Below are 17,339 nucleotides of genomic sequence, written 5' to 3'. Positions count from 1 at the left end.
TGTTTGGTGTAATCAAATCAAAGAAATCATCATCAATGTCATCTTCTTTGAATTTATCAACTAATCTGAGATAGTAAAGGTGTTTTTCTATGTTTCGTTCTTTTAGTCCAGAAAGGTAGTTATTAAAATGATAGATGTAATGTTAAGTAAAAAGTAATTTTAATGAACCAAATGTATTTATATTTGAATTAAACTCCAAATAAGATCCTGGATTGAAGGATCTTATTTTGATTTCAAAAAATAGTTAATTCGGTGGAAATTAATTATGATAAACACTAGACTGAAACTAACAAGAAATGGAGGCGTTAGTATGGATTATAAAGGAGTTAGATGGTATAAAAGTGATCTTCATTTACATACACCTGCTAGTAGATGTTTTAGAGATCGGGAGGTAACTCCTGAACAATGGGTTCAGAGATGCATTGACCAAGGTTTAGATGTAGTTGCAGTCACTGATCATAACACCGGAGAATATATTGACAGAATTAAAGAAGCAGCTGCTAATACTAACTTAACTGTTTTTCCAGGTGTTGAAGTAACATGTTCAGAATCTAAAGTTCATATGTTAGTCATTTTTGAAAAAGATAAAAGTACTCAATATGTAGAGGACTTTCTTGTGAGTATTGGTATTGAAAGAGATAGATTTGCGGCTGATAATGCATTTTCACGAAGGACTACAATGGAAATGGCAAACATTGTAAAAGAGAAAGGCGGAATAATAATTCCTGCTCATATTGATGAGTTCAATGGAATTTGTAATATAGCTCCTAATAGTAGAGAAGAACTATTATCACTAAGTAATATTGATGGAGTTCAAGTTGTTCATAAAATGTTTTTAAACAGTGATGTACGGAATGAAGATATTGAACCTGTACTATCGGAATATTATGGAAAAGATATTGATCAAGGAATATATAGAGAGTGGAAAACAAGTGTAAGACAAGCTGTACAATTGAAGAAAGCGATTCTAACATTTTCAGATAATCCACATGAAATTGGGGATAGTAAACATGGTTTGTGGGGAATTGGACAGAGATATACGTGGATAAAGATGGGGGAAGAAATTAATTTAGAAAGTTTGAGACAAGCATTATTGTTACCTGAACACAGAATTAAGAACGATTTTGAAAGTGAAAACCATCCATATACTTTACCGAACAATTGGATTAAAAGTCTGAAAGTTTCAAATACCGAATTGAATGAATCTGATTTTGAAATATCATTTAATCCTCAGATGACAACAATTATTGGTGGGAGGGGTACTGGAAAATCAAGTGTAGTTAGATTTATCAGAGGTCTATTTGATATGAGCAGTGATTTAAAAGGATTGAGTAGCCTTAAAAACGAACAAGTGAATTTCTTTAAATTAAAAGATGGCGATGATGGAGTATTGAAAAAGGACTCAGAAATCGAAGTTATACTTGTGAGGTTTAGACAACAGTACAAAATTATAATGACAGAGTTTGAGAAAACAGGTTCTAAAAAAAAATGGCATTTTATAAATTTGATGATGACACAGAAGAGTTTAAAGAATTAGAGGAAAGTAGCCTTCTAGAATCATTTAAATTAGATATATTTTCTCAAAAACAAATTTATGAAATTGCCAAAAATCCTAATGCTTTAAGAGAAAGAATAGATGCACCAATATATGAGATTGATGAAACAAAAATTGAGTTATTTAATATAAAAAAGAAATACATGGAACAGTCAGCAAAAATAAGAAGAATAGAAAGTGAAATCAGTAGAAAGAGTAAGGTTATTGCTGATATTGATGAAAAAAAAGAACTAATTAGTTCTTTTAAAGAGAGTGGTTTTGAAGACTTAATTCGAGAGTTTAAAGAATACAGTTCACAACGAATAGAGCTGATGAATTTTGTTAAAGATTTAGAAGATAAGAAAAATCATTTGTCTTCTATTGTTAGTAAAATGAATTTGAGTGAGAAACCAGACATAACTAATTTTGATCCACAATATCACTCAGAATTAGATGAAATAGTAAATGAAACAGTAAGTGAATATAGTCAAATCAATTTATTAATTGAAGAGGCGGAAAAGAGAATTACTACTTTAATAAATGAGTACAATACCAAGATTAAAGATTCAGAATGGCGAAAGAAATACGGTGAAATCAGTAATCAATTTAATACAACTAAGGAAGATATGGCTCGAAAAGGAATTGACGATTTATCTAAGTTAGAAAAAACAACTCGTGAGCTCTCGTCTTTGGAAGGTAATTTGAGGAATATAAGAACATTTGAAGAAACCCTCTCAGGTGAAATTAAAAAGAATGCTGAAATAAAAGAACAATACTTTTCACGCAGAGAAGGAATTACATTGAAGAGAAGAGAGTTTATCAGAAGTGTTATAAGTGGGTCAGATAATATAAAAATAGAAGTAAAGCCATATAGAGACAAACGCCACTTTACTGATAGTATCAGAACGGTATTACAAAAAAATAGTGGATTCGATGAAGATATTAATAAAATTGTTCAGAGATGTTTACATGGTCAGGACGTCAATTCAAATATTTCCCTACTTGTAGAGGAATTTATTCAAATTAGAAATCAGAAGGTAGGTGACACTGAATTCACCGGGAGAATGATTAACGTAATAAAAGCACTAAATGATGAACAAATAGATGAGCTATCGCTTTTAATTCCTGAAGATGAAATTAGTGTTAAATATAAACCAAATGGCTCAAGTGCATTTCGAGTTCTTACAAATGCTTCAGCTGGACAAAAAACTTCTGCAATCCTAACCTTTTTATTATCTTTTGGAGAAGTTCCTTTAATTCTGGATCAACCGGAAGATGATTTAGATAACCATCTTATATACGATCTGATTGTGGAACGACTAAAGAAAACAAAAGAAAAGAGACAGATTATAGTTGTAACACATAACGCGAATATACCTGTAAACGGAGATTCAGAATTAGTACTCTGTATGGACTCTGAGACCAGTGGTATTAGAGTGTTATGTGAGGGACCGGTGGAAAATGACTCGGTGAGAACAGAAATCTGTGGCGTAATGGAGGGAGGGGAAGACGCCTTTAAGTTAAGGTCTAGAAGGTATAACATCAATTAAAGTGGTCACATACTGGTCACGGATTATAAATGAAATAAGGATATTAAAGGTTATTTAAGTGTTAGATTGTCATGGAGAAGCTATATTTTACTAATAGATAAATACGTAAGAGTACTAAGGTGTTTTTCATATACTACCTTGACAGGGTAGAGGTCGCTGGTTCGAGCCCAGTCAGAATCACTTGGGTGCCAAACCCGATGCGAAACCCATAGGAACGTGGGTTTCCGCGACGCCACTTCTTGCGAGAAGTGGCTTTTTTTTGTTTTTCTTTCAATTGACAGCCTACATAAACAGTTGGTATATTCCTCTCAATACATACAGAAACGGGGAATTATACGATGGTCTTAACCGGAACAATCGTCAACGCGGCGTTGATCGTGATTGGCACATTACTTGGACTCTTGTTTCACCGCATCCCCGAACGAATGAAAGAGACGGTCACCGCAGCCATCGGTCTCGCCGTCGTCTTGCTTGGCGTTCAAATGGGGATGAAAAGTGAGAACTTTTTAATCGTCATCGGCAGTCTCGTCATCGGGGCCGCACTCGGCGAATGGTGGAAGCTCGATGAGAAGTTGAACGAGGTCGGCTATCAATTGGAACGCCGCCTCGGGGGCAAGAGCAAGTCAAGTATCGCCGAAGGATTCATCACGGCGACGCTCATCTTCGTCATTGGTGCGATGGCTGTCATCGGCGCGCTCGACAGCGGATTGCGCGGGGATCATGACGTCCTCTATACGAAAGGATTGATTGACGGTTTCACGGCACTCGTCCTCAGCTCGACGCTCGGCATCGGGGTCATGTTCTCGGCCGTCCCGGTACTCTTATACCAAGGAGCAATCGCCTTGCTCGCCATTCAAATCATGAAGTTCATCCCGGAGTCGCTCATGGATGACTTTATTTTAGAGATGACGGCGACCGGTGGTGTCATGATTGTCGCGATTGGGTTGAACTTGGTCGGCATCACGCGGATTCGTGTCGCGAACTTATTGCCGGGAATCTTGATGGTCGCGGTCATCGTCTCGATTTTACATATCGTCCCATAAAAAAATCCGAGAGACGCGATGCGTTTCTCGGATTTTTTCAATTCTTCGGTTGTTCGACTTCTTCTCTCGCACTTTCGCGAAGGGCAGAAGCCATGACGTCTGCTAAATCGCGCGAGCGGAGCACACCGACACCGCGGTCGGTCGGACCGTCTGGCGCGGCCACGTCCGCAATCAAGTCGTTCGTCGGCCGTGTCTCGTGAAGCAACAGTTCAGCCGATCCTTTCATCGCCTGGGCGACGATTTGGCGCGCCGTCGCTTCATCGAAACCGGCATCGGTCAAGACAGGCGTCATCGAACCGACGATTTCATAAAAGAAAGCGGGGCTGCATCCGGCGGCAGCCATGAAGGCGGACATCGTCTTCGCATCCGTCACGGCCGTCCGTCCGACGCGTTCAAACAGCGCCGTCGCGGTCTCACGGACCGTATCATCGGTCTCTGGGCCGAACCAGAGTCCGGTCATCCCGCTCCGATAAGCGACTGGGGTATTCGGCATCGCGCAGACGGCAGGGAGACCTGACGCCTCTTCAATCTCGCTCGGTTCGATATGAGCTGCTACGGAGACGAGGAGCGGTGTGCTCCACGTTTTAGATTGCACGTAAGGAATGACCCCGTCCGGTTGCATCGCGAGGACGACGATGTCATACGCGTTGACATCTTCCTCGTCGACGATTTGCACGCCGAGCTCGGCCTGTAACGCTGTCAAACGGGTCCGGTCACTCCGGTTCGTCATCGTGATTTGTTCAGGCGACACACCAGAGGCGAGCCATCCGCGTACGAGTGACTCACTCATCGATCCTGCACCTACCATTAAAATATTCATTCTCGTCACCTCTTCATATAGATTCGGTCGTATATATACATGTTGCTTATCATAACAAATGACGCAACAAATAGCGCCCATCGTGCTCAAATTGTAAAACAAAGGAAAAAAAGATGAGCGGTTTGTCATTTGATTGTCGCATGCGCCACAGATGACAAGCTGGCCCGGGCAAGCTATTATGGCAGTAATCAAACTGGAGGCGATGAGAGTGAAACGAGTGTTAGTGCGGGGGATTCAAGGGTATCAACGGTTCATCTCGCCGTTGAAACCGCCGACTTGCCGTTTTTATCCGACGTGTTCGCACTATGGAATCGAGGCGATTGAAAAGCATGGTGCCCTTAAAGGTGGGTATTTGACGACTCGCCGCTTAATGCGGTGCCAACCGTTCCATTCGGGCGGACTCGACTACGTGCCGGATGAATTTGATTGGCGCGCCCCTTTACAACGTGAAAAACCCCCTTCTCAGCGAGACGTCTAATCGGCGGCTCGCTGTTTTAGATACAGCTTAAAAATCAAATCGTTGTTTTATTACAATACTTTTGACAATCTTCTAAGTATTCTGAAAAAATAGAGGTGTACGATTACATAAGGGGAAGGGGAATTCAAAATGAGTCAATCGTTCAGTGAACTCATCGGTACGATTTCGAACTTTGTGTGGGGACCACCGTTATTGATTTTGCTTGTGGGGACAGGCATCTACTTGACGGTACGGCTCGGGGGACTTCAAGTCACGAAGTTGCCGTACGCATTGAAGCTCGCGTTTTCTAAAAATCAAGACAAAACATCGAAAGGGGATATCAGTCACTTCCAAGCGCTCATGACGGCGCTCGCAGCAACCGTCGGTACGGGGAATATCGTCGGGGTTGCGACCGCGGTCGTGCTCGGTGGACCGGGGGCGATCGTCTGGATGTGGGTATCCGGATTTTTCGGTATGGCGACGAAATACGCCGAAGCCGTGCTCGCCGTTAAATATCGGGTGACCGATGAACGCGGACAAATGGCCGGGGGGCCGATGTATTACTTAGAACGTGGCTTGAAGCAACGTTGGCTCGCCGTCGCATTCGCAGGATTCGCCTCGCTCGCGGCATTTGGGATTGGGAACGGGGTGCAGACGAACTCGGTCGCGATGGCGCTCAAGACGACCTTTGACGTGCCGTTGTATGTCTCTGGTATCTTGATTATGATTTTCACAGGCGCGGTCATCTTGGGCGGTGTCAAATCAATCGGTCGCGTCGTCAGTTACTTCGTACCAGTCATGATCGTCTTTTATCTCGGCAGCGGATTGTTGATTATGGTGATGAACTATACGCTCATTCCGGATGCCATCGCCCTCATCTTCAGCAGCACGTTCAGTGCCGAAGCAATTGGTGGCGGAGCCATCGGGGCCGCCATTCGTTACGGTGTGGCGCGCGGCGTCTTCTCGAACGAGGCAGGTCTCGGTTCGGCGCCGATTGCCGCAGCGGCTGCTAAAACGGATATGCCGGGACGTCAGGCGCTCGTCTCGATGACGCAAGTGTTTCTCGATACGCTCATCGTCTGTTCTGTCACGGGAATCACGCTCGTCATGGGCGGTCAAATCGGTTCGGGCCTCGAGGGGGTCGAATTGACGACGGCGACGTTCGAGCAATTCCTTGGACCGGCCGGCGGTTATATCGTGACGATTGGACTCGTCATGTTCGCCTATTCGACGGTGCTCGGGTGGTCATACTACGGGGAACGGTCGATTCATTACTTGTTCGGTCAAAAATCGATTCTTCCTTATCGGATTGCGTTCGTTCTCGTTGCCGGTCTCGGTGCGATGACGACGAACCTCAACTTGGTTTGGGCGCTCTCGGACGTGTTCAACGGCTTGATGGCCATCCCGAACTTGATTGGCTTACTGTTCTTGTCGGGTGTCGTCATTGCTGAGACGAAGCGATTCAATCAACAGCTCGAACTCGAAAATCGAAATCGAAAAGCCTCTTAAACCAATACGCCACCATCCTCACGGGGACGGTGGCGTATTTCGTTTGCGAACCTCTTCGAGCCGTGCTTGTTGAAGATGGTCGAACACTTTCGTGATGAAACCGACCATGATGCCGACACCCGTGATGACATAGCCGATCGTGAACACTTTGCCGATATCGGTCGTCGGGACAAAATCCCCATAGCCGATTGTCGTGAGTGTGACGATACTGAAATACAGGGCATCGAGCCAACGCATGTCTTCGAAGCGTGAGTAGAACAGTGTCCCGGAGAGGATGGTCAGGAAGGCGAGACTGAACAAGACTTGAAACTCCGCATCCTTCAAGCCACGCCAAATCCCGCGGAACATGCGCCGGAACGTCAAGATGAAAGATAGCATTTCATTTCCTCCTTTCCCTATAGGTTTGTTCGCTAGCAACAGGGGAACATCCTTTATAGCAAAACTGGAGAGGATGATCATGATGACACGACTGATTCCAAAAGAAGAAGGGCTCGATCATAGCCTGGCGTTCCTACGGGAAGGATATTTATACGTCCCGAACCGTCGGAAGAGCTTTCAATCCACTCTGTTTGAAACACGCTTGCTCGGCGAACGCGTCATCTGTCTCGGAGGCGGCGAGGCGGCAGCCTTGTTTTATGACGCGGACAAGTTCGTGCGCAAAGATGCGGCACCGAAACGGTTGCTGAAAACACTATTCGGTGAGGATGGTGTGCAGACGTTAGACGGCTCGGCCCATACACATCGCAAACAGATGTTCATGGCGCTCATGTTCCCCCAAAATATCAAGCGGTTAACGAAGCTCGTCAGCCGGGAGTGGGAACGGGCGCTCGACGCGTCGGCTGACGAGACGGTGCTCTATGACACGGCGCAAGAAGTTCTCATGCGGGCCGTCTGTGAATGGGCGGGGGTCCCGCTCCGTGAAAGAGAAGTAGCTCGCCGGACGGACGAGATGCGATTGCTATTTGAATCTGGGACTGCGCTCGGACCAAAACATGTTCGTGGGCGAGCGGCCCGCTCCTCGGCCGAGGCGTGGGTGCGTGGCATGGTCGAAGAAGTGCGGACGAACCGGCTTCTCCCAAACGAACAAACAGCATTATATGAATTTTCTTGGCATCGGGATGAAGCGGGTCATCTGCTTCCGGCCGACGTCGTTGCTGTCGAAGTGATCAATATATTGCGCCCGACCGTGGCCGTCTCGATTTATGTGTTGTTCACTGTATTGGCGCTCCACCAATTTCCGGAAGCGCGGGACCGATTGGCGCGTGGTGAGACCGAACCGACATGGTTCGTCCAAGAAGTGAGACGCTTTTATCCATTTTTCCCTGTGACCGCTGCGAGGGTCAAGCAAGATTTCGCGTGGAACGGATTTACGTTCGAAGAAGGGACGCTCGTCTTGCTCGACTTATACGGGACGAATCATGACCCTTCCTTGTGGACGGAACCGGATACATTCAACCCCAATCGGTTCAAAGACTGGACGGAAAGTCCGTTCACATTCATTCCGCAAGGCGGCGGGGATGTCGATTTCGGACACCGCTGTGCGGGGGAGCAGGTGACGATTGCAATCATGCGCGAGACGATCGACGTGTTTCTAACACGTTACCGTTACGAGGTGCCGCCGCAAGACCTCAGTTATAGCTTTGTCGACTTGCCGAGTTTACCGAAGAGCCGTTTCGTGCTGAATCAAATTCAAAAGAACGAATAAATGAGTCGCCCGCGGGCGACTCATTTCGTGTGTAACGCTAGCCGTTTTGTAATCGGTTGAATCGTGATATTCGTATCGACCATTCGATTATCACGTTTCGGTTCATCAGTCTGTTCGATTTGCCACGACGTATCATGTGACTCTTTGAGCGCCATCGCGATGTCATACAGAGAGTGACTCGAATTGCCGTTCAATTGGTACAGCCCGGGCCCTCGCTTCGTCAAAATCTCGAACAAGGCATCGGCCGTGTCTTCCAAAAACGAGCAAGACGGGTACCAGTGAGCGCTCGCGACGATGACGCCATGTCGTTTCATCTCGTTCTCGAAATAATCCATCATGTTATTCGAACCGGCACGATGCCCGATTTGCCAACCGAGCCGTACGATTTGGGCACCAGGATTGGTCCGGGCAATCGTCTCTTCGCAGGCCCGCTTATAGGCCCCGTATTCATCGGTCGCGTCAGGAGGCATGTCCGGTGTGATTGGCCCTGTCACGTTGTCAGAGAACACCGAGACGGTGCTCGTGAAGAGAAATGGAATCTTATATTCTCCGCATAGCCGAGCTAGCGTGTCGGCCCATTCGACGGCACCCATCCCGATATGAAGAAAGTAGTTCGGACGCACCGATTCGATGAAACGTCGCATCTCGGCCTCATCTGTGGTCGATACTTTCGTTCGGTCCCAGGCCACGGGCTCGATGCCATGCCGCGTTAACGTCTCGGCGACGACAGGGGCGACGGTCCCGTTCATACCTGTTAAAATTGCTTTCATCATGCATTCCTCCCTTTTGTTTCTATCATCCCACACTTCATGAACTGACAAACCCTTTGTGGACAGCTTTATGCTAGACTGTTGAGTGGAGGCGATAATGATGAATATTCGAAAAGCGACACCGGACGATCAGTTGCAGATTGCACCGCTCGTCTATACGGCGATTCATGAAATCGCCTATTCATTGACCGGCACATCCGATCAAGAGCACATGCTCGTTCGACTCGCGATGTGGATTGGTCAGCCTGGCAACCGCTTGAGCTACGAGAACATATGGGTGGCCGAATCCGATGCGACGATTGCAGGCATCCTGATTGCGTATCATGGCGAGCAGGCGGCAATGCTCGATGAACCGATTAAAGCTTGGCTCCGGACAAACGGTCAGTCTGACGAGTTGGATGTCGAAACGGAAGGCGACGTCCTGTATATCGACTCGGTCGCCGTCGACGCGACGTTCGGCGGACGCGGGATTGGGACGGGCTTGATTCAACAGGCGATTGCTCATGCGCGTGCCATGAACATTCCTCGCGTCACGCTCAACGTCGATCAGACGAACCCGGCAGCAGGTCGATTGTATGAACGTCTCGGCTTTATGAAAGAGAAAGAGATTGAGATATCCGGGGGACGGTTCGATTATATGACGTTTACGGTAAGCGAGAACGCCTGAACACGTCACGAAACCGATGCAAACCGATCGGGACTCGGCTATACTATAGGCTTGATCACATTGAGAGAGAAAAAGGAGATTGTGTATGGAGTGGAAGAATATGTTGCGCGGCATCGCGATGGGAACGAGTGATTTGATTCCTGGCGTCAGCGGCGGGACGATTGCAGTCATTTTAGGAATTTATGACCGTTTGATTGAAGCCATCAGCGGTATCTTCAGTCGGCATTGGAAACAGCACTTGTTGTTCTTGATTCCGCTCGGGATTGGGATGGCAGGGGCGATTTTAGGACTCAGCCGCGTGATTGAGTTCCTCTTGCTCGAATATTATGAACCGACCCAGTTCTTTTTCATCGGATTGATTCTCGGGATTATCCCGATGCTCTTCTTTGAATTTCGAACGAGAGCCGTCATGCGACCGGTACATATCGTCGCGATGGTCATCGGGGCGATTCTTGTGGCCAGCATGGCGATCATCAAACCAGCAGATACGGCGATCATCACGGAACTCTCGACAGGGACGACGATTCTCTTGTTCTTCTCAGGATGGCTCGGCAGTATGGCGATGTTGTTGCCGGGAATCAGTGGCTCATTCGTATTGCTTTTGATCGGGGTGTATCCGACCGTCATCAGCGCGTTGTCGAACTTGAACCTGCTCATTATCGGCATCGTCGGTCTTGGAGTGGCCGTCGGTTTTATCGTCAGCAGTAAAGTGATTCGCTATTTGCTCGGTCATTTTCCGGGCATGACGTTTTCGGTCATCATCGGGTTGGTCATCGGCTCGCTTGCGGTCGTATTCCCAGGTCTGCCGGACACGACAATCATGTGGATACTCAGTGTCCTCTCGTTCTTCGCTGGATTCATCATCGTCCGTCTACTTGGACGTTTCTCCGTTTAACCAAACATGCACGCCCGTCAATGAAGACGAGCGTGCATGTTTTTTGCTTAATAAATGAACGGGATCAAGCGTTTACGTGACTTGGCCCACGTCTGATACGTCACACCGAAGTGAGATGTCAACATTTTCTCCTCGATATGGATGCGCCATAAGAGAGCGAGACTCATCAAACATGTACCGACGAGAGCAATCGTCCAAGGCGCGAAAAAGAGTGAAAATCCGAACGTGATAAATAAGAGCCCTGTGTAGAGGGGGTGGCGTAAATAACGATACGGTCCCGAACTGACGAGCTCATCCGCGGGCCGGACGACGACGTGGCGGGTGAACTGATGGCGCAATTGTCGGATGCCCCAATAGCGAAGTGAGACACCGGCGATGAACCCGCTCAGGCCGAGCAGGCGTTGCAGTGTGGCCTGACGTGTATCGGTCCAAACAGAAAGTCCGATCGAGATAGCGAATACGGTAACCATCATCAATGAGACGATATAAAAACTGGCGTGCTCACTGGCACCATCGGTCGGTTCGGACCGGTTTCGGTATCGCCAAATTTCATATAGCCAAGCGACCGAGGTGAGAACAAATAATCCATCGAGCCAATCCATAACGTGCCTCCTTTTTCAATACCTTCGATGTATTACCCGTGTCTTCCTCCTCACTAACGTGCAGGAGACGAAAAAACGTCTCGCGATGTGCGGGACGTCAAGAAAGCCTAACGGGCATTGGCAAGCAAAGTTGCGGCGGCCTGCTGGGCAGGGGGCGCTTCTTTTAGCTCATCTTTAATCAAATGGTAAGTGAGACACATCGGTTTTTCGGTCCGGGGGTCACGCCCGATGATGGCATCGATATGGAACACTTGTCTGAGCACGAGCGGACAAATGACTTCCTCAGCCGAACCGGTCGCGAGCACCTCGCCGTCTTTCATCGCAACGATATGATCGGCAAAGCGAGCGGCCTGGTTCAAATCGTGGAGCACCATGACGATGGTCCGCCCTTGCTCTCGATTGAGCGTTTCGAGCAGTTCGAGCACTTCGAGCTGATGGGCCAAATCAAGGTAAGTCGTCGGTTCATCCAAGAAGATTAAATCGGTCTCTTGGGCGAGTGCCATCGCAATCCACACGCGTTGACGTTGTCCCCCAGACAGGGCGTCGACGCTGCGGTCTTTATAAGCGAGCGTCCCGGTCACATCGAGTGCCCAATCGATGACTTCATGGTCATGTTTCGAGAGGCGTCCAAATCCGGACTGATAAGGGAATCGACCGTAGGAGACGAGTTCGCCGACGGTCAAGCCGCCGGCACCTTCCGGCGTTTGCGGCAAGATGGCCATTTTACGGGCAATCTCTTTCGTATTACATTTCGCGATGTCGGCCCCGTCTAAATGCACAGCGCCAGCAGATGGAGAAAGAATCCGTGTCATCGCTTTTAAGAGCGTCGATTTTCCACAACCGTTCGGTCCGATAATCGTCGTGATTTTATGGTCGGGAATCGACAAGCTCAATTGTTTTACAATCGTCTTGTCCCCATATCCGACCTCGATATCCGTCGTATGTATCCGTGACATGATGGATTCCCCCTTTCCGTAAATGACGCCCGTGATAATGATTCTCAATATCGAGTTTACTATAGCAAGTGCGACACATCGTGTCAATGTTTGTTTGATGTCAAAATAGATTGTCGAGCGGTCTAATTCGCGGTATAGTGAATGAGAATGAGAATCAATGGCGCAGGAGTTTTGAGGAAGGGTGAGGACGATGAGCGAACAGGACCTATATGATGTAACGATTATTGGAGGCGGACCGGCCGGGCTATATGCGACGTTTTACAGCGGATTGCGGGGGATGAAAACGAAGTTGATTGAGTTTCAACCGCATCTCGGCGGGAAAATCCATGTCTATCCAGAGAAGATGATTTGGGACGTCGGGGGTGTCACGCCGACGACCGGGGCTCGACTCATCGAACAACTGGTAGAACAAGGCTTGACGTTCGACCCGACCGTCGTGCTCGGAGAAAAGGTCGAATCGATGACGAAAGATCACGATGGCCATTTCGTATTGGATACGACGCACGGGCAACATCGATCGAAAACGGTCATTGTCGCGACAGGAAGTGGTATCCTGCAACCGCAGAAAATTGATATTAGCGGAGCGGAGCGCTTCGAGGTCTCCAACTTACACTATACGGTCAAATCGCTCATGGCGTTCAAAGGGAAGACGGTGTTGATTTCGGGTGGCGGCAACAGTGCGATTGATTGGGCCAACGAGCTTGAACCGATTGCCGAGCGTGTCATTTTGACGTATCGAAAAGAGGCGCTTAAAGGACATGAGTCGCAAGTCGATAAGCTCCTCTGTGGACGTGTCGACTGTCGATTGCATACGCAAATCGAGGATTTGATTTCCCGGGACGGGACGACGATTCATGCCGTCGCTCTCGTCGATTGCGGAACAGGCGCCCGCGAGGTTGTGGAAGTGGACGAGGTCGTCATCAATCATGGGTATGAGCAGGATACAGCGCTTCTCGGGGAATGTGAGCTTCAAGTCGAGATGGTGAACGATTTTTACGTGAAAGGCAATGCGAGCAGTGAGTCGTCGGTGCCAGGTCTATACGCAGCGGGCGACATTTTGACGCATGAAGGGAAAGTCCATCTGATTGCGGGTGCTTTCCAAGATGCGGCCAACGCTGTCAACCGAGCGAAAACGTTCATCGATCCGGACGCGACGAAAACCGCAATGGTATCATCCCATAACGAACGATTGAAAACGAAGAACCGGGATATCATCGAACAGGCATTACAAAAGCAGTGAGGGGAGCGCTCACTGCTTTATTGTTGGATAATCACATAGTTCGACGATGACGCCTCCGGAATGACGGGGGTCCATATAGATGAGGCGCCGGCCTTTGGCCGTCGTCCGCAACGTGTCCTCTAAAAAAGTTACACCGTCACGTTTAAGTGACTCGATTGACTCGTCCAAATCCTCGACGCGATAGGCGATATGGTGAACACCTTTACCACGCGCTTTCATGAAGCGAGCGATTGGGCTGGTCGGACTCGTCGGCAATAACAGTTCAATTACGTCGTCACCCACGTGGATGACGGCAATCTCCGTCTCGACGCCGATGGCTGTGTTCGTATAACGGTCGACCAACTTTCCTTGTAGAACGGTCGTGTAAAATGTGATCGCCTCGTCTAAGTCACGGACGGCGATTCCGGTATGGTCAATGTGCATGGTTGTTCCCTCCTCTCGCTCTAGTTTGACGAAACTTGAACAAATTGTCACTTCACAACGTTTTGTCGGAATCCGATATACTAAAAGAGGGAGGGACGGCGAAATGAACGGTAAGATCACTCTTGGATTGGTCAGCGCGTTCGCGCTGGTGTCATTTGTGTTTGGACTCTCACTTGCGACGTTTGTCGACTATCGGATCAATGAAGAGCAAGTCGTTCTGGAACGCTTGACGACCCATAAAAAAATTGGCCCATCTGAACTTCTATCCACAGAAGTGGACTTTCACTTGAACGGTTCGAACTACGCCCTGCGGTTTACAGACGAGCCCCACATCACGTACTGGTTCAGTGTGACGGATCGTGAAATTCAGTTCGACCGGATTGAATCGTTGGACCGACGTGATACGGGTCTTCGGACCGATCTCTTTGAAAAGATGCCACCGCTCGCGATGGATTCGACAAACGCTGCCGAATAAAAACACGAAACGAACGAGTCTGATTGACGGACCGCGGACGTTTCGTGTTTTTTTATTAATCGGTTCGCGCTGGGGTCAAGTACTTCAATAATGTATAAGTGGATGATGGCGTTGGACGGGCACCTTGCTCGTATAAAGCGTGTAGGACGTGTGTCTGCATCGAAGTGGCAGTGACACTCATCAATTCTGTCTTTTTAAATTTATCATAGTATGATTGCTGAAAAAATGAGATGCCTTCTTGAGTAAATTCTTTTTGGCCAACGATATGCAACTCGTGGAGGTACAATTGACCTTGCTTAATCTCGCCATACATCGTACCGACCACGGTGCCTTTCCATTTTAACGAATAAAAGATTGTTTGCCTTCGATGGAGCATATCAAGTGTCCGAGCCGTAAGGGGGACGGCTCCAGGCAAGAGCCAGAAATATTGATTTCGTTTTCGTAACCAATCTCCATGCGTCTCGGGATACTCTATACAAAATTGCCATTGGTCAAAAGTTGTTTTTGTGTACGGAACGAAAGGGAACTCAAACGACGTCGCCTCGAGGTGGGGAAGAAATCCAATGTCCTTGAAACCATTCAACAAATTGCCTGGTGCGTCAGTTGGGAGAGTTACCGAAACCGTTGTGTTGTGACGAACCTCTAATCGAAGTTGGAACAGGACCTGATCGATTAAACCGCTTAACATCATGCGATTTTTGCAAGTGGTGTCGCTCAAGCGAATCAAATGCGAGGTTTTGAAATCCTTGCAGTCAACTGTGACAGCGGCGACTGGCTTGTTACGAAACCATCCAGTATAGTGGTAGCAGTCAGCAGGCAGACAGAAAAGATGTGGAAGTTGACCTGCTGGATAGAGAGAGTGGAGCAGGGACCGTTCATGGGGCTTGAGTTGTCGGCTTTCTTTGACGATAAAGGTGTGCTTCATGAAAGCAACCTACTTTCTACATTTATTGGAACACCCTTAAATTGTAAGCGTTACCACTTTAAAATGCTCGTATTAAAATGATGAACATTATTTGGTTAAAATAGGGATGAATTTAAGGCGTTTTCCTGAGAGTCCCGTTTAAAAAGAACAGGAGAATGGCTTCAGAAATAGGTTTGTATCAAACTGAATCGAAAAAAACAAAACCAGATCTTTTAAACGGAAATGGGTGTGAGAATTATTTAACTGGGGGGAAACGAAGAAAACCGTGTCATGACTTTGAAATCGACATGCTATAATTGATGTAAAGAAACGAACCGAGGAGACGACTATGCGATATTTGACAGGCTTGTGGTTGATAGTAGTGCTGTTGGCGGGGACGCCGCTCGTGGCTCAAGCGGATACAGAAGAACCGATTGTGGTCCACGAGAATGTCATCGTCGACGAGGCGGTAGAACTATATGAGGGGTTTCGCTCCCCGAATGAGATGGTCTTTATTTTTGTGCTGATCGTGTTACTGTCCGTCATCGGTCTTGGAATTATTAATGCCATCGAATAACGTGAAAACGTTCACAAAAATGCAATATCTAAAACGGAAGCGGTTTCAAATCTGATTTATACTAAACGTGTAGGAAGGAAGTTCTGCACCAACTTCCCCTCCTTTTCAGATGAACACCCCTCGTTCATATCATGTATTGGAGTCAACCGACGATGTCGATTGACTCCCTTTTTTTCGTATGCAGCATGAGGTTACAACTGGATGCGCTTTTCTTTGGCGAGACGACGCAATCGTTTCGTTTCATTCGTATGTCCATGACTTTCAAGCATATTGACATACACTTTGAACGGTTCAGAACGATGCGAGAAGAACGGGATATATTCGGCGAACAATTTTTGTTCGGCCTCAGATAACAAGCCGCGTTCGACGAGCAATTCTAGCTCGAGCATTTTTAAAGCTTGATAATCGGCGAGCGCATTATCGTCTGTCTGGGCTTTCGCTAACGTACGGTCGCACAACGTGGTGAGGCGTTCGTGGAGCAAGTTCCATTCAGCTATACTATACGATTGCTCGAGGAGGGTCGAGAGCAAATCGACCCGGGTGGAATCGACATCTTTTGGGACGTGGAGCGCGGTATACAAAGACCGATCGATCCAAACGGCAGGGGCGGGGGCGTCGAGTTGATAATATTGAATCAGTTGGGATAACATCGTGGTTTGAGACAATTTTAATAGTCGAAACGGGTCACTTGTCGTGAATAGAGGTTCTTCTCCCGCTGAAGACGACAGCAACAAAAACATTTCTTCATACATCGTCCGAGCCTCGGGCTCATCGTCAGCGTAATGGACGAGGTCGCGAATAATCTTTTTAGCGTGAATGTACCAGTTTTTTTGATCCCGTTCGCTCATCACTTGATTGGGTACTAAATATAAATGGTCATATGCCAATTCGACAAAGCGCTCAGCGAGGATGATGGTCTGTGAGAGCGAATGACGTTCGTCTGACGACTTTTGTTCTTTATAGCGCGTGAACTGGCTGACCATAAAGTCGATGTCTTTCTCTTCAATCACGGTTTTTGGGATGTTGCGATACATCTCGACAATTACATCGCGAAGCGTGGCTTCACCGTATTGTTCCAGCAACATCCGTAACTTCCCGATACGCATTAGCTCTCCCTCCTTTCGAGAGGACGTCGAACAATCTATCCATCCACAGATGGGCAGACACCAATTATTATTCCTTTCCCGGTTTCGATTCAAAACAACCCTTCCG

17 protein-coding genes and 1 pseudogene are annotated in these 17,339 nt (G+C 47.5%); 10 read left to right on the top strand and 8 right to left on the bottom strand.

Annotated elements, in window-relative coordinates; all coding sequences use genetic code 11:
• Positions 1 to 310: 310 nt before the first annotated feature.
• Positions 311 to 3,084, top strand: a pseudogene (locus KNP68_RS15365) (TrlF family AAA-like ATPase).
• Between the two features lie 338 nt (positions 3,085 to 3,422).
• Positions 3,423 to 4,127: a DUF554 domain-containing protein gene (locus KNP68_RS11350; protein WP_131472428.1), complete on the top strand. Its 705-nt coding sequence runs from the start codon at positions 3,423 to 3,425 to the stop codon at positions 4,125 to 4,127.
• Between the two features lie 37 nt (positions 4,128 to 4,164).
• Here KNP68_RS11350 and KNP68_RS11345 read toward each other — a convergent pair whose 3' ends face one another.
• The gene (locus KNP68_RS11345; RefSeq protein WP_029596075.1) at positions 4,165 to 4,947 is read right to left on the bottom strand and encodes a pyrroline-5-carboxylate reductase family protein; all 783 of its coding nucleotides are present in this window, start codon (positions 4,945 to 4,947) and stop codon (positions 4,165 to 4,167) included.
• A 202-nt stretch (positions 4,948 to 5,149) separates the two neighbouring features.
• On the opposite strand from KNP68_RS11345, the gene yidD reads away from it, so the two are divergent.
• Together yidD and KNP68_RS11335 are read left to right on the top strand one after the other, a co-directional pair.
• Entirely contained in the window at positions 5,150 to 5,425 is a 276-nt protein-coding gene (gene yidD / locus KNP68_RS11340) for a membrane protein insertion efficiency factor YidD (RefSeq protein WP_082665786.1), read from the top strand.
• 129 nt (positions 5,426 to 5,554) lie between these two features.
• On the top strand, positions 5,555 to 6,913 hold the full coding sequence (locus KNP68_RS11335; protein WP_021065263.1) for an alanine/glycine:cation symporter family protein: 1,359 nt from the start codon (positions 5,555 to 5,557) through the stop codon (positions 6,911 to 6,913).
• 18 nt (positions 6,914 to 6,931) lie between these two features.
• On the opposite strand, the gene KNP68_RS11330 is transcribed toward KNP68_RS11335, so the two are convergent.
• A complete protein-coding gene (locus KNP68_RS11330) occupies positions 6,932 to 7,291 on the bottom strand; it encodes a potassium channel family protein (RefSeq protein WP_131472430.1) in 360 nt (119 codons plus the stop codon).
• A 79-nt stretch (positions 7,292 to 7,370) separates the two neighbouring features.
• Here KNP68_RS11330 and cypC point away from each other — a divergent pair, with 79 nt between their 5' ends.
• Positions 7,371 to 8,618, top strand: a complete 1,248-nt coding sequence (gene cypC / locus KNP68_RS11325; RefSeq protein WP_371819372.1) for a CYP152 family fatty-acid peroxygenase CypC — start codon at positions 7,371 to 7,373, stop codon at positions 8,616 to 8,618.
• 20 nt (positions 8,619 to 8,638) lie between these two features.
• On the opposite strand, the gene KNP68_RS11320 is transcribed toward cypC, so the two are convergent.
• On the bottom strand, positions 8,639 to 9,388 hold the full coding sequence (locus tag KNP68_RS11320; RefSeq protein WP_029596072.1) for a sugar nucleotide-binding protein: 750 nt from the start codon (positions 9,386 to 9,388) through the stop codon (positions 8,639 to 8,641).
• A gap of 100 nt (positions 9,389 to 9,488) precedes the next feature.
• Here KNP68_RS11320 and KNP68_RS11315 point away from each other — a divergent pair, with 100 nt between their 5' ends.
• Together KNP68_RS11315 and KNP68_RS11310 are read left to right on the top strand one after the other, a co-directional pair.
• On the top strand, positions 9,489 to 10,055 hold the full coding sequence (locus KNP68_RS11315; protein WP_242679030.1) for a GNAT family N-acetyltransferase: 567 nt from the start codon (positions 9,489 to 9,491) through the stop codon (positions 10,053 to 10,055).
• An 85-nt stretch (positions 10,056 to 10,140) separates the two neighbouring features.
• Positions 10,141 to 10,950 (top strand): DUF368 domain-containing protein, encoded by an 810-nt coding sequence (locus KNP68_RS11310; protein ID WP_021065268.1) that lies wholly within the window; start codon positions 10,141 to 10,143, stop codon positions 10,948 to 10,950.
• A 47-nt stretch (positions 10,951 to 10,997) separates the two neighbouring features.
• Here the strand turns inward: KNP68_RS11310 and KNP68_RS11305 are convergent, their stop codons facing one another.
• Together KNP68_RS11305 and KNP68_RS11300 are read right to left on the bottom strand one after the other, a co-directional pair.
• The gene (locus tag KNP68_RS11305; protein ID WP_021065269.1) at positions 10,998 to 11,552 is read right to left on the bottom strand and encodes a methyltransferase family protein; all 555 of its coding nucleotides are present in this window, start codon (positions 11,550 to 11,552) and stop codon (positions 10,998 to 11,000) included.
• A 107-nt stretch (positions 11,553 to 11,659) separates the two neighbouring features.
• Positions 11,660 to 12,508: an ABC transporter ATP-binding protein gene (locus KNP68_RS11300; protein ID WP_051627751.1), complete on the bottom strand. Its 849-nt coding sequence runs from the start codon at positions 12,506 to 12,508 to the stop codon at positions 11,660 to 11,662.
• A 190-nt stretch (positions 12,509 to 12,698) separates the two neighbouring features.
• On the opposite strand from KNP68_RS11300, the gene KNP68_RS11295 reads away from it, so the two are divergent.
• Positions 12,699 to 13,748 carry an NAD(P)/FAD-dependent oxidoreductase gene (locus KNP68_RS11295; RefSeq protein WP_021065271.1) on the top strand — a complete coding sequence of 350 codons (1,050 nt, stop codon included), beginning with the start codon at positions 12,699 to 12,701 and terminating at the stop codon, positions 13,746 to 13,748.
• Positions 13,749 to 13,757: 9 nt separating this feature from the next.
• Here KNP68_RS11295 and KNP68_RS11290 read toward each other — a convergent pair whose 3' ends face one another.
• On the bottom strand, positions 13,758 to 14,171 hold the full coding sequence (locus KNP68_RS11290) for a VOC family protein (RefSeq protein ID WP_131472437.1): 414 nt from the start codon (positions 14,169 to 14,171) through the stop codon (positions 13,758 to 13,760).
• Between the two features lie 103 nt (positions 14,172 to 14,274).
• Between KNP68_RS11290 and KNP68_RS11285 the strand changes: the two genes are divergently transcribed.
• On the top strand, positions 14,275 to 14,646 hold the full coding sequence (locus KNP68_RS11285) for a hypothetical protein (protein ID WP_021065273.1): 372 nt from the start codon (positions 14,275 to 14,277) through the stop codon (positions 14,644 to 14,646).
• Positions 14,647 to 14,701: 55 nt separating this feature from the next.
• Here the strand turns inward: KNP68_RS11285 and KNP68_RS11280 are convergent, their stop codons facing one another.
• Complete coding sequence (locus KNP68_RS11280) at positions 14,702 to 15,571, bottom strand: hypothetical protein (RefSeq protein ID WP_214799595.1); 870 nt, start codon at positions 15,569 to 15,571, stop codon at positions 14,702 to 14,704.
• A gap of 328 nt (positions 15,572 to 15,899) precedes the next feature.
• Here KNP68_RS11280 and KNP68_RS11275 point away from each other — a divergent pair, with 328 nt between their 5' ends.
• Positions 15,900 to 16,127: a hypothetical protein gene (locus tag KNP68_RS11275; RefSeq protein WP_021065275.1), complete on the top strand. Its 228-nt coding sequence runs from the start codon at positions 15,900 to 15,902 to the stop codon at positions 16,125 to 16,127.
• Positions 16,128 to 16,318: 191 nt separating this feature from the next.
• On the opposite strand, the gene KNP68_RS11270 is transcribed toward KNP68_RS11275, so the two are convergent.
• Positions 16,319 to 17,233 (bottom strand): hypothetical protein, encoded by a 915-nt coding sequence (locus KNP68_RS11270; protein WP_021065276.1) that lies wholly within the window; start codon positions 17,231 to 17,233, stop codon positions 16,319 to 16,321.
• Positions 17,234 to 17,339 lie beyond the last annotated feature (106 nt).

The organism is Exiguobacterium sp. s50, assembly GCF_018618175.1.
Lineage (GTDB): Bacteria > Bacillota > Bacilli > Exiguobacteriales > Exiguobacteriaceae > Exiguobacterium > Exiguobacterium chiriqhucha.
The sequence above is the reverse complement of the archived record's forward strand: the minus strand, read 5'-3'. Positions and strand labels throughout refer to the sequence as shown.

What these genes read in the sequence shown, in the direction of transcription:
- KNP68_RS11350 (WP_131472428.1), top strand. Translation starts at nt 3,423, where the DNA reads ATGGTCTTAACCGGAACAATCGTCAACGCGGCGTTGATCGTGATTGGC.
- KNP68_RS11345 (WP_029596075.1), bottom strand. Translation starts at nt 4,947, where the DNA reads ATGAATATTTTAATGGTAGGTGCAGGATCGATGAGTGAGTCACTCGTA.
- yidD (WP_082665786.1), top strand. Translation starts at nt 5,150, where the DNA reads ATGAGAGTGAAACGAGTGTTAGTGCGGGGGATTCAAGGGTATCAACGG.
- KNP68_RS11335 (WP_021065263.1), top strand. Translation starts at nt 5,555, where the DNA reads ATGAGTCAATCGTTCAGTGAACTCATCGGTACGATTTCGAACTTTGTG.
- KNP68_RS11330 (WP_131472430.1), bottom strand. Translation starts at nt 7,291, where the DNA reads ATGCTATCTTTCATCTTGACGTTCCGGCGCATGTTCCGCGGGATTTGG.
- cypC (WP_371819372.1), top strand. Translation starts at nt 7,371, where the DNA reads ATGATGACACGACTGATTCCAAAAGAAGAAGGGCTCGATCATAGCCTG.
- KNP68_RS11320 (WP_029596072.1), bottom strand. Translation starts at nt 9,388, where the DNA reads ATGAAAGCAATTTTAACAGGTATGAACGGGACCGTCGCCCCTGTCGTC.
- KNP68_RS11315 (WP_242679030.1), top strand. Translation starts at nt 9,489, where the DNA reads ATGAATATTCGAAAAGCGACACCGGACGATCAGTTGCAGATTGCACCG.
- KNP68_RS11310 (WP_021065268.1), top strand. Translation starts at nt 10,141, where the DNA reads ATGGAGTGGAAGAATATGTTGCGCGGCATCGCGATGGGAACGAGTGAT.
- KNP68_RS11305 (WP_021065269.1), bottom strand. Translation starts at nt 11,552, where the DNA reads ATGGATTGGCTCGATGGATTATTTGTTCTCACCTCGGTCGCTTGGCTA.
- KNP68_RS11300 (WP_051627751.1), bottom strand. Translation starts at nt 12,508, where the DNA reads ATGTCACGGATACATACGACGGATATCGAGGTCGGATATGGGGACAAG.
- KNP68_RS11295 (WP_021065271.1), top strand. Translation starts at nt 12,699, where the DNA reads ATGAGCGAACAGGACCTATATGATGTAACGATTATTGGAGGCGGACCG.
- KNP68_RS11290 (WP_131472437.1), bottom strand. Translation starts at nt 14,171, where the DNA reads ATGCACATTGACCATACCGGAATCGCCGTCCGTGACTTAGACGAGGCG.
- KNP68_RS11285 (WP_021065273.1), top strand. Translation starts at nt 14,275, where the DNA reads ATGAACGGTAAGATCACTCTTGGATTGGTCAGCGCGTTCGCGCTGGTG.
- KNP68_RS11280 (WP_214799595.1), bottom strand. Translation starts at nt 15,571, where the DNA reads ATGAAGCACACCTTTATCGTCAAAGAAAGCCGACAACTCAAGCCCCAT.
- KNP68_RS11275 (WP_021065275.1), top strand. Translation starts at nt 15,900, where the DNA reads ATGCGATATTTGACAGGCTTGTGGTTGATAGTAGTGCTGTTGGCGGGG.
- KNP68_RS11270 (WP_021065276.1), bottom strand. Translation starts at nt 17,233, where the DNA reads ATGCGTATCGGGAAGTTACGGATGTTGCTGGAACAATACGGTGAAGCC.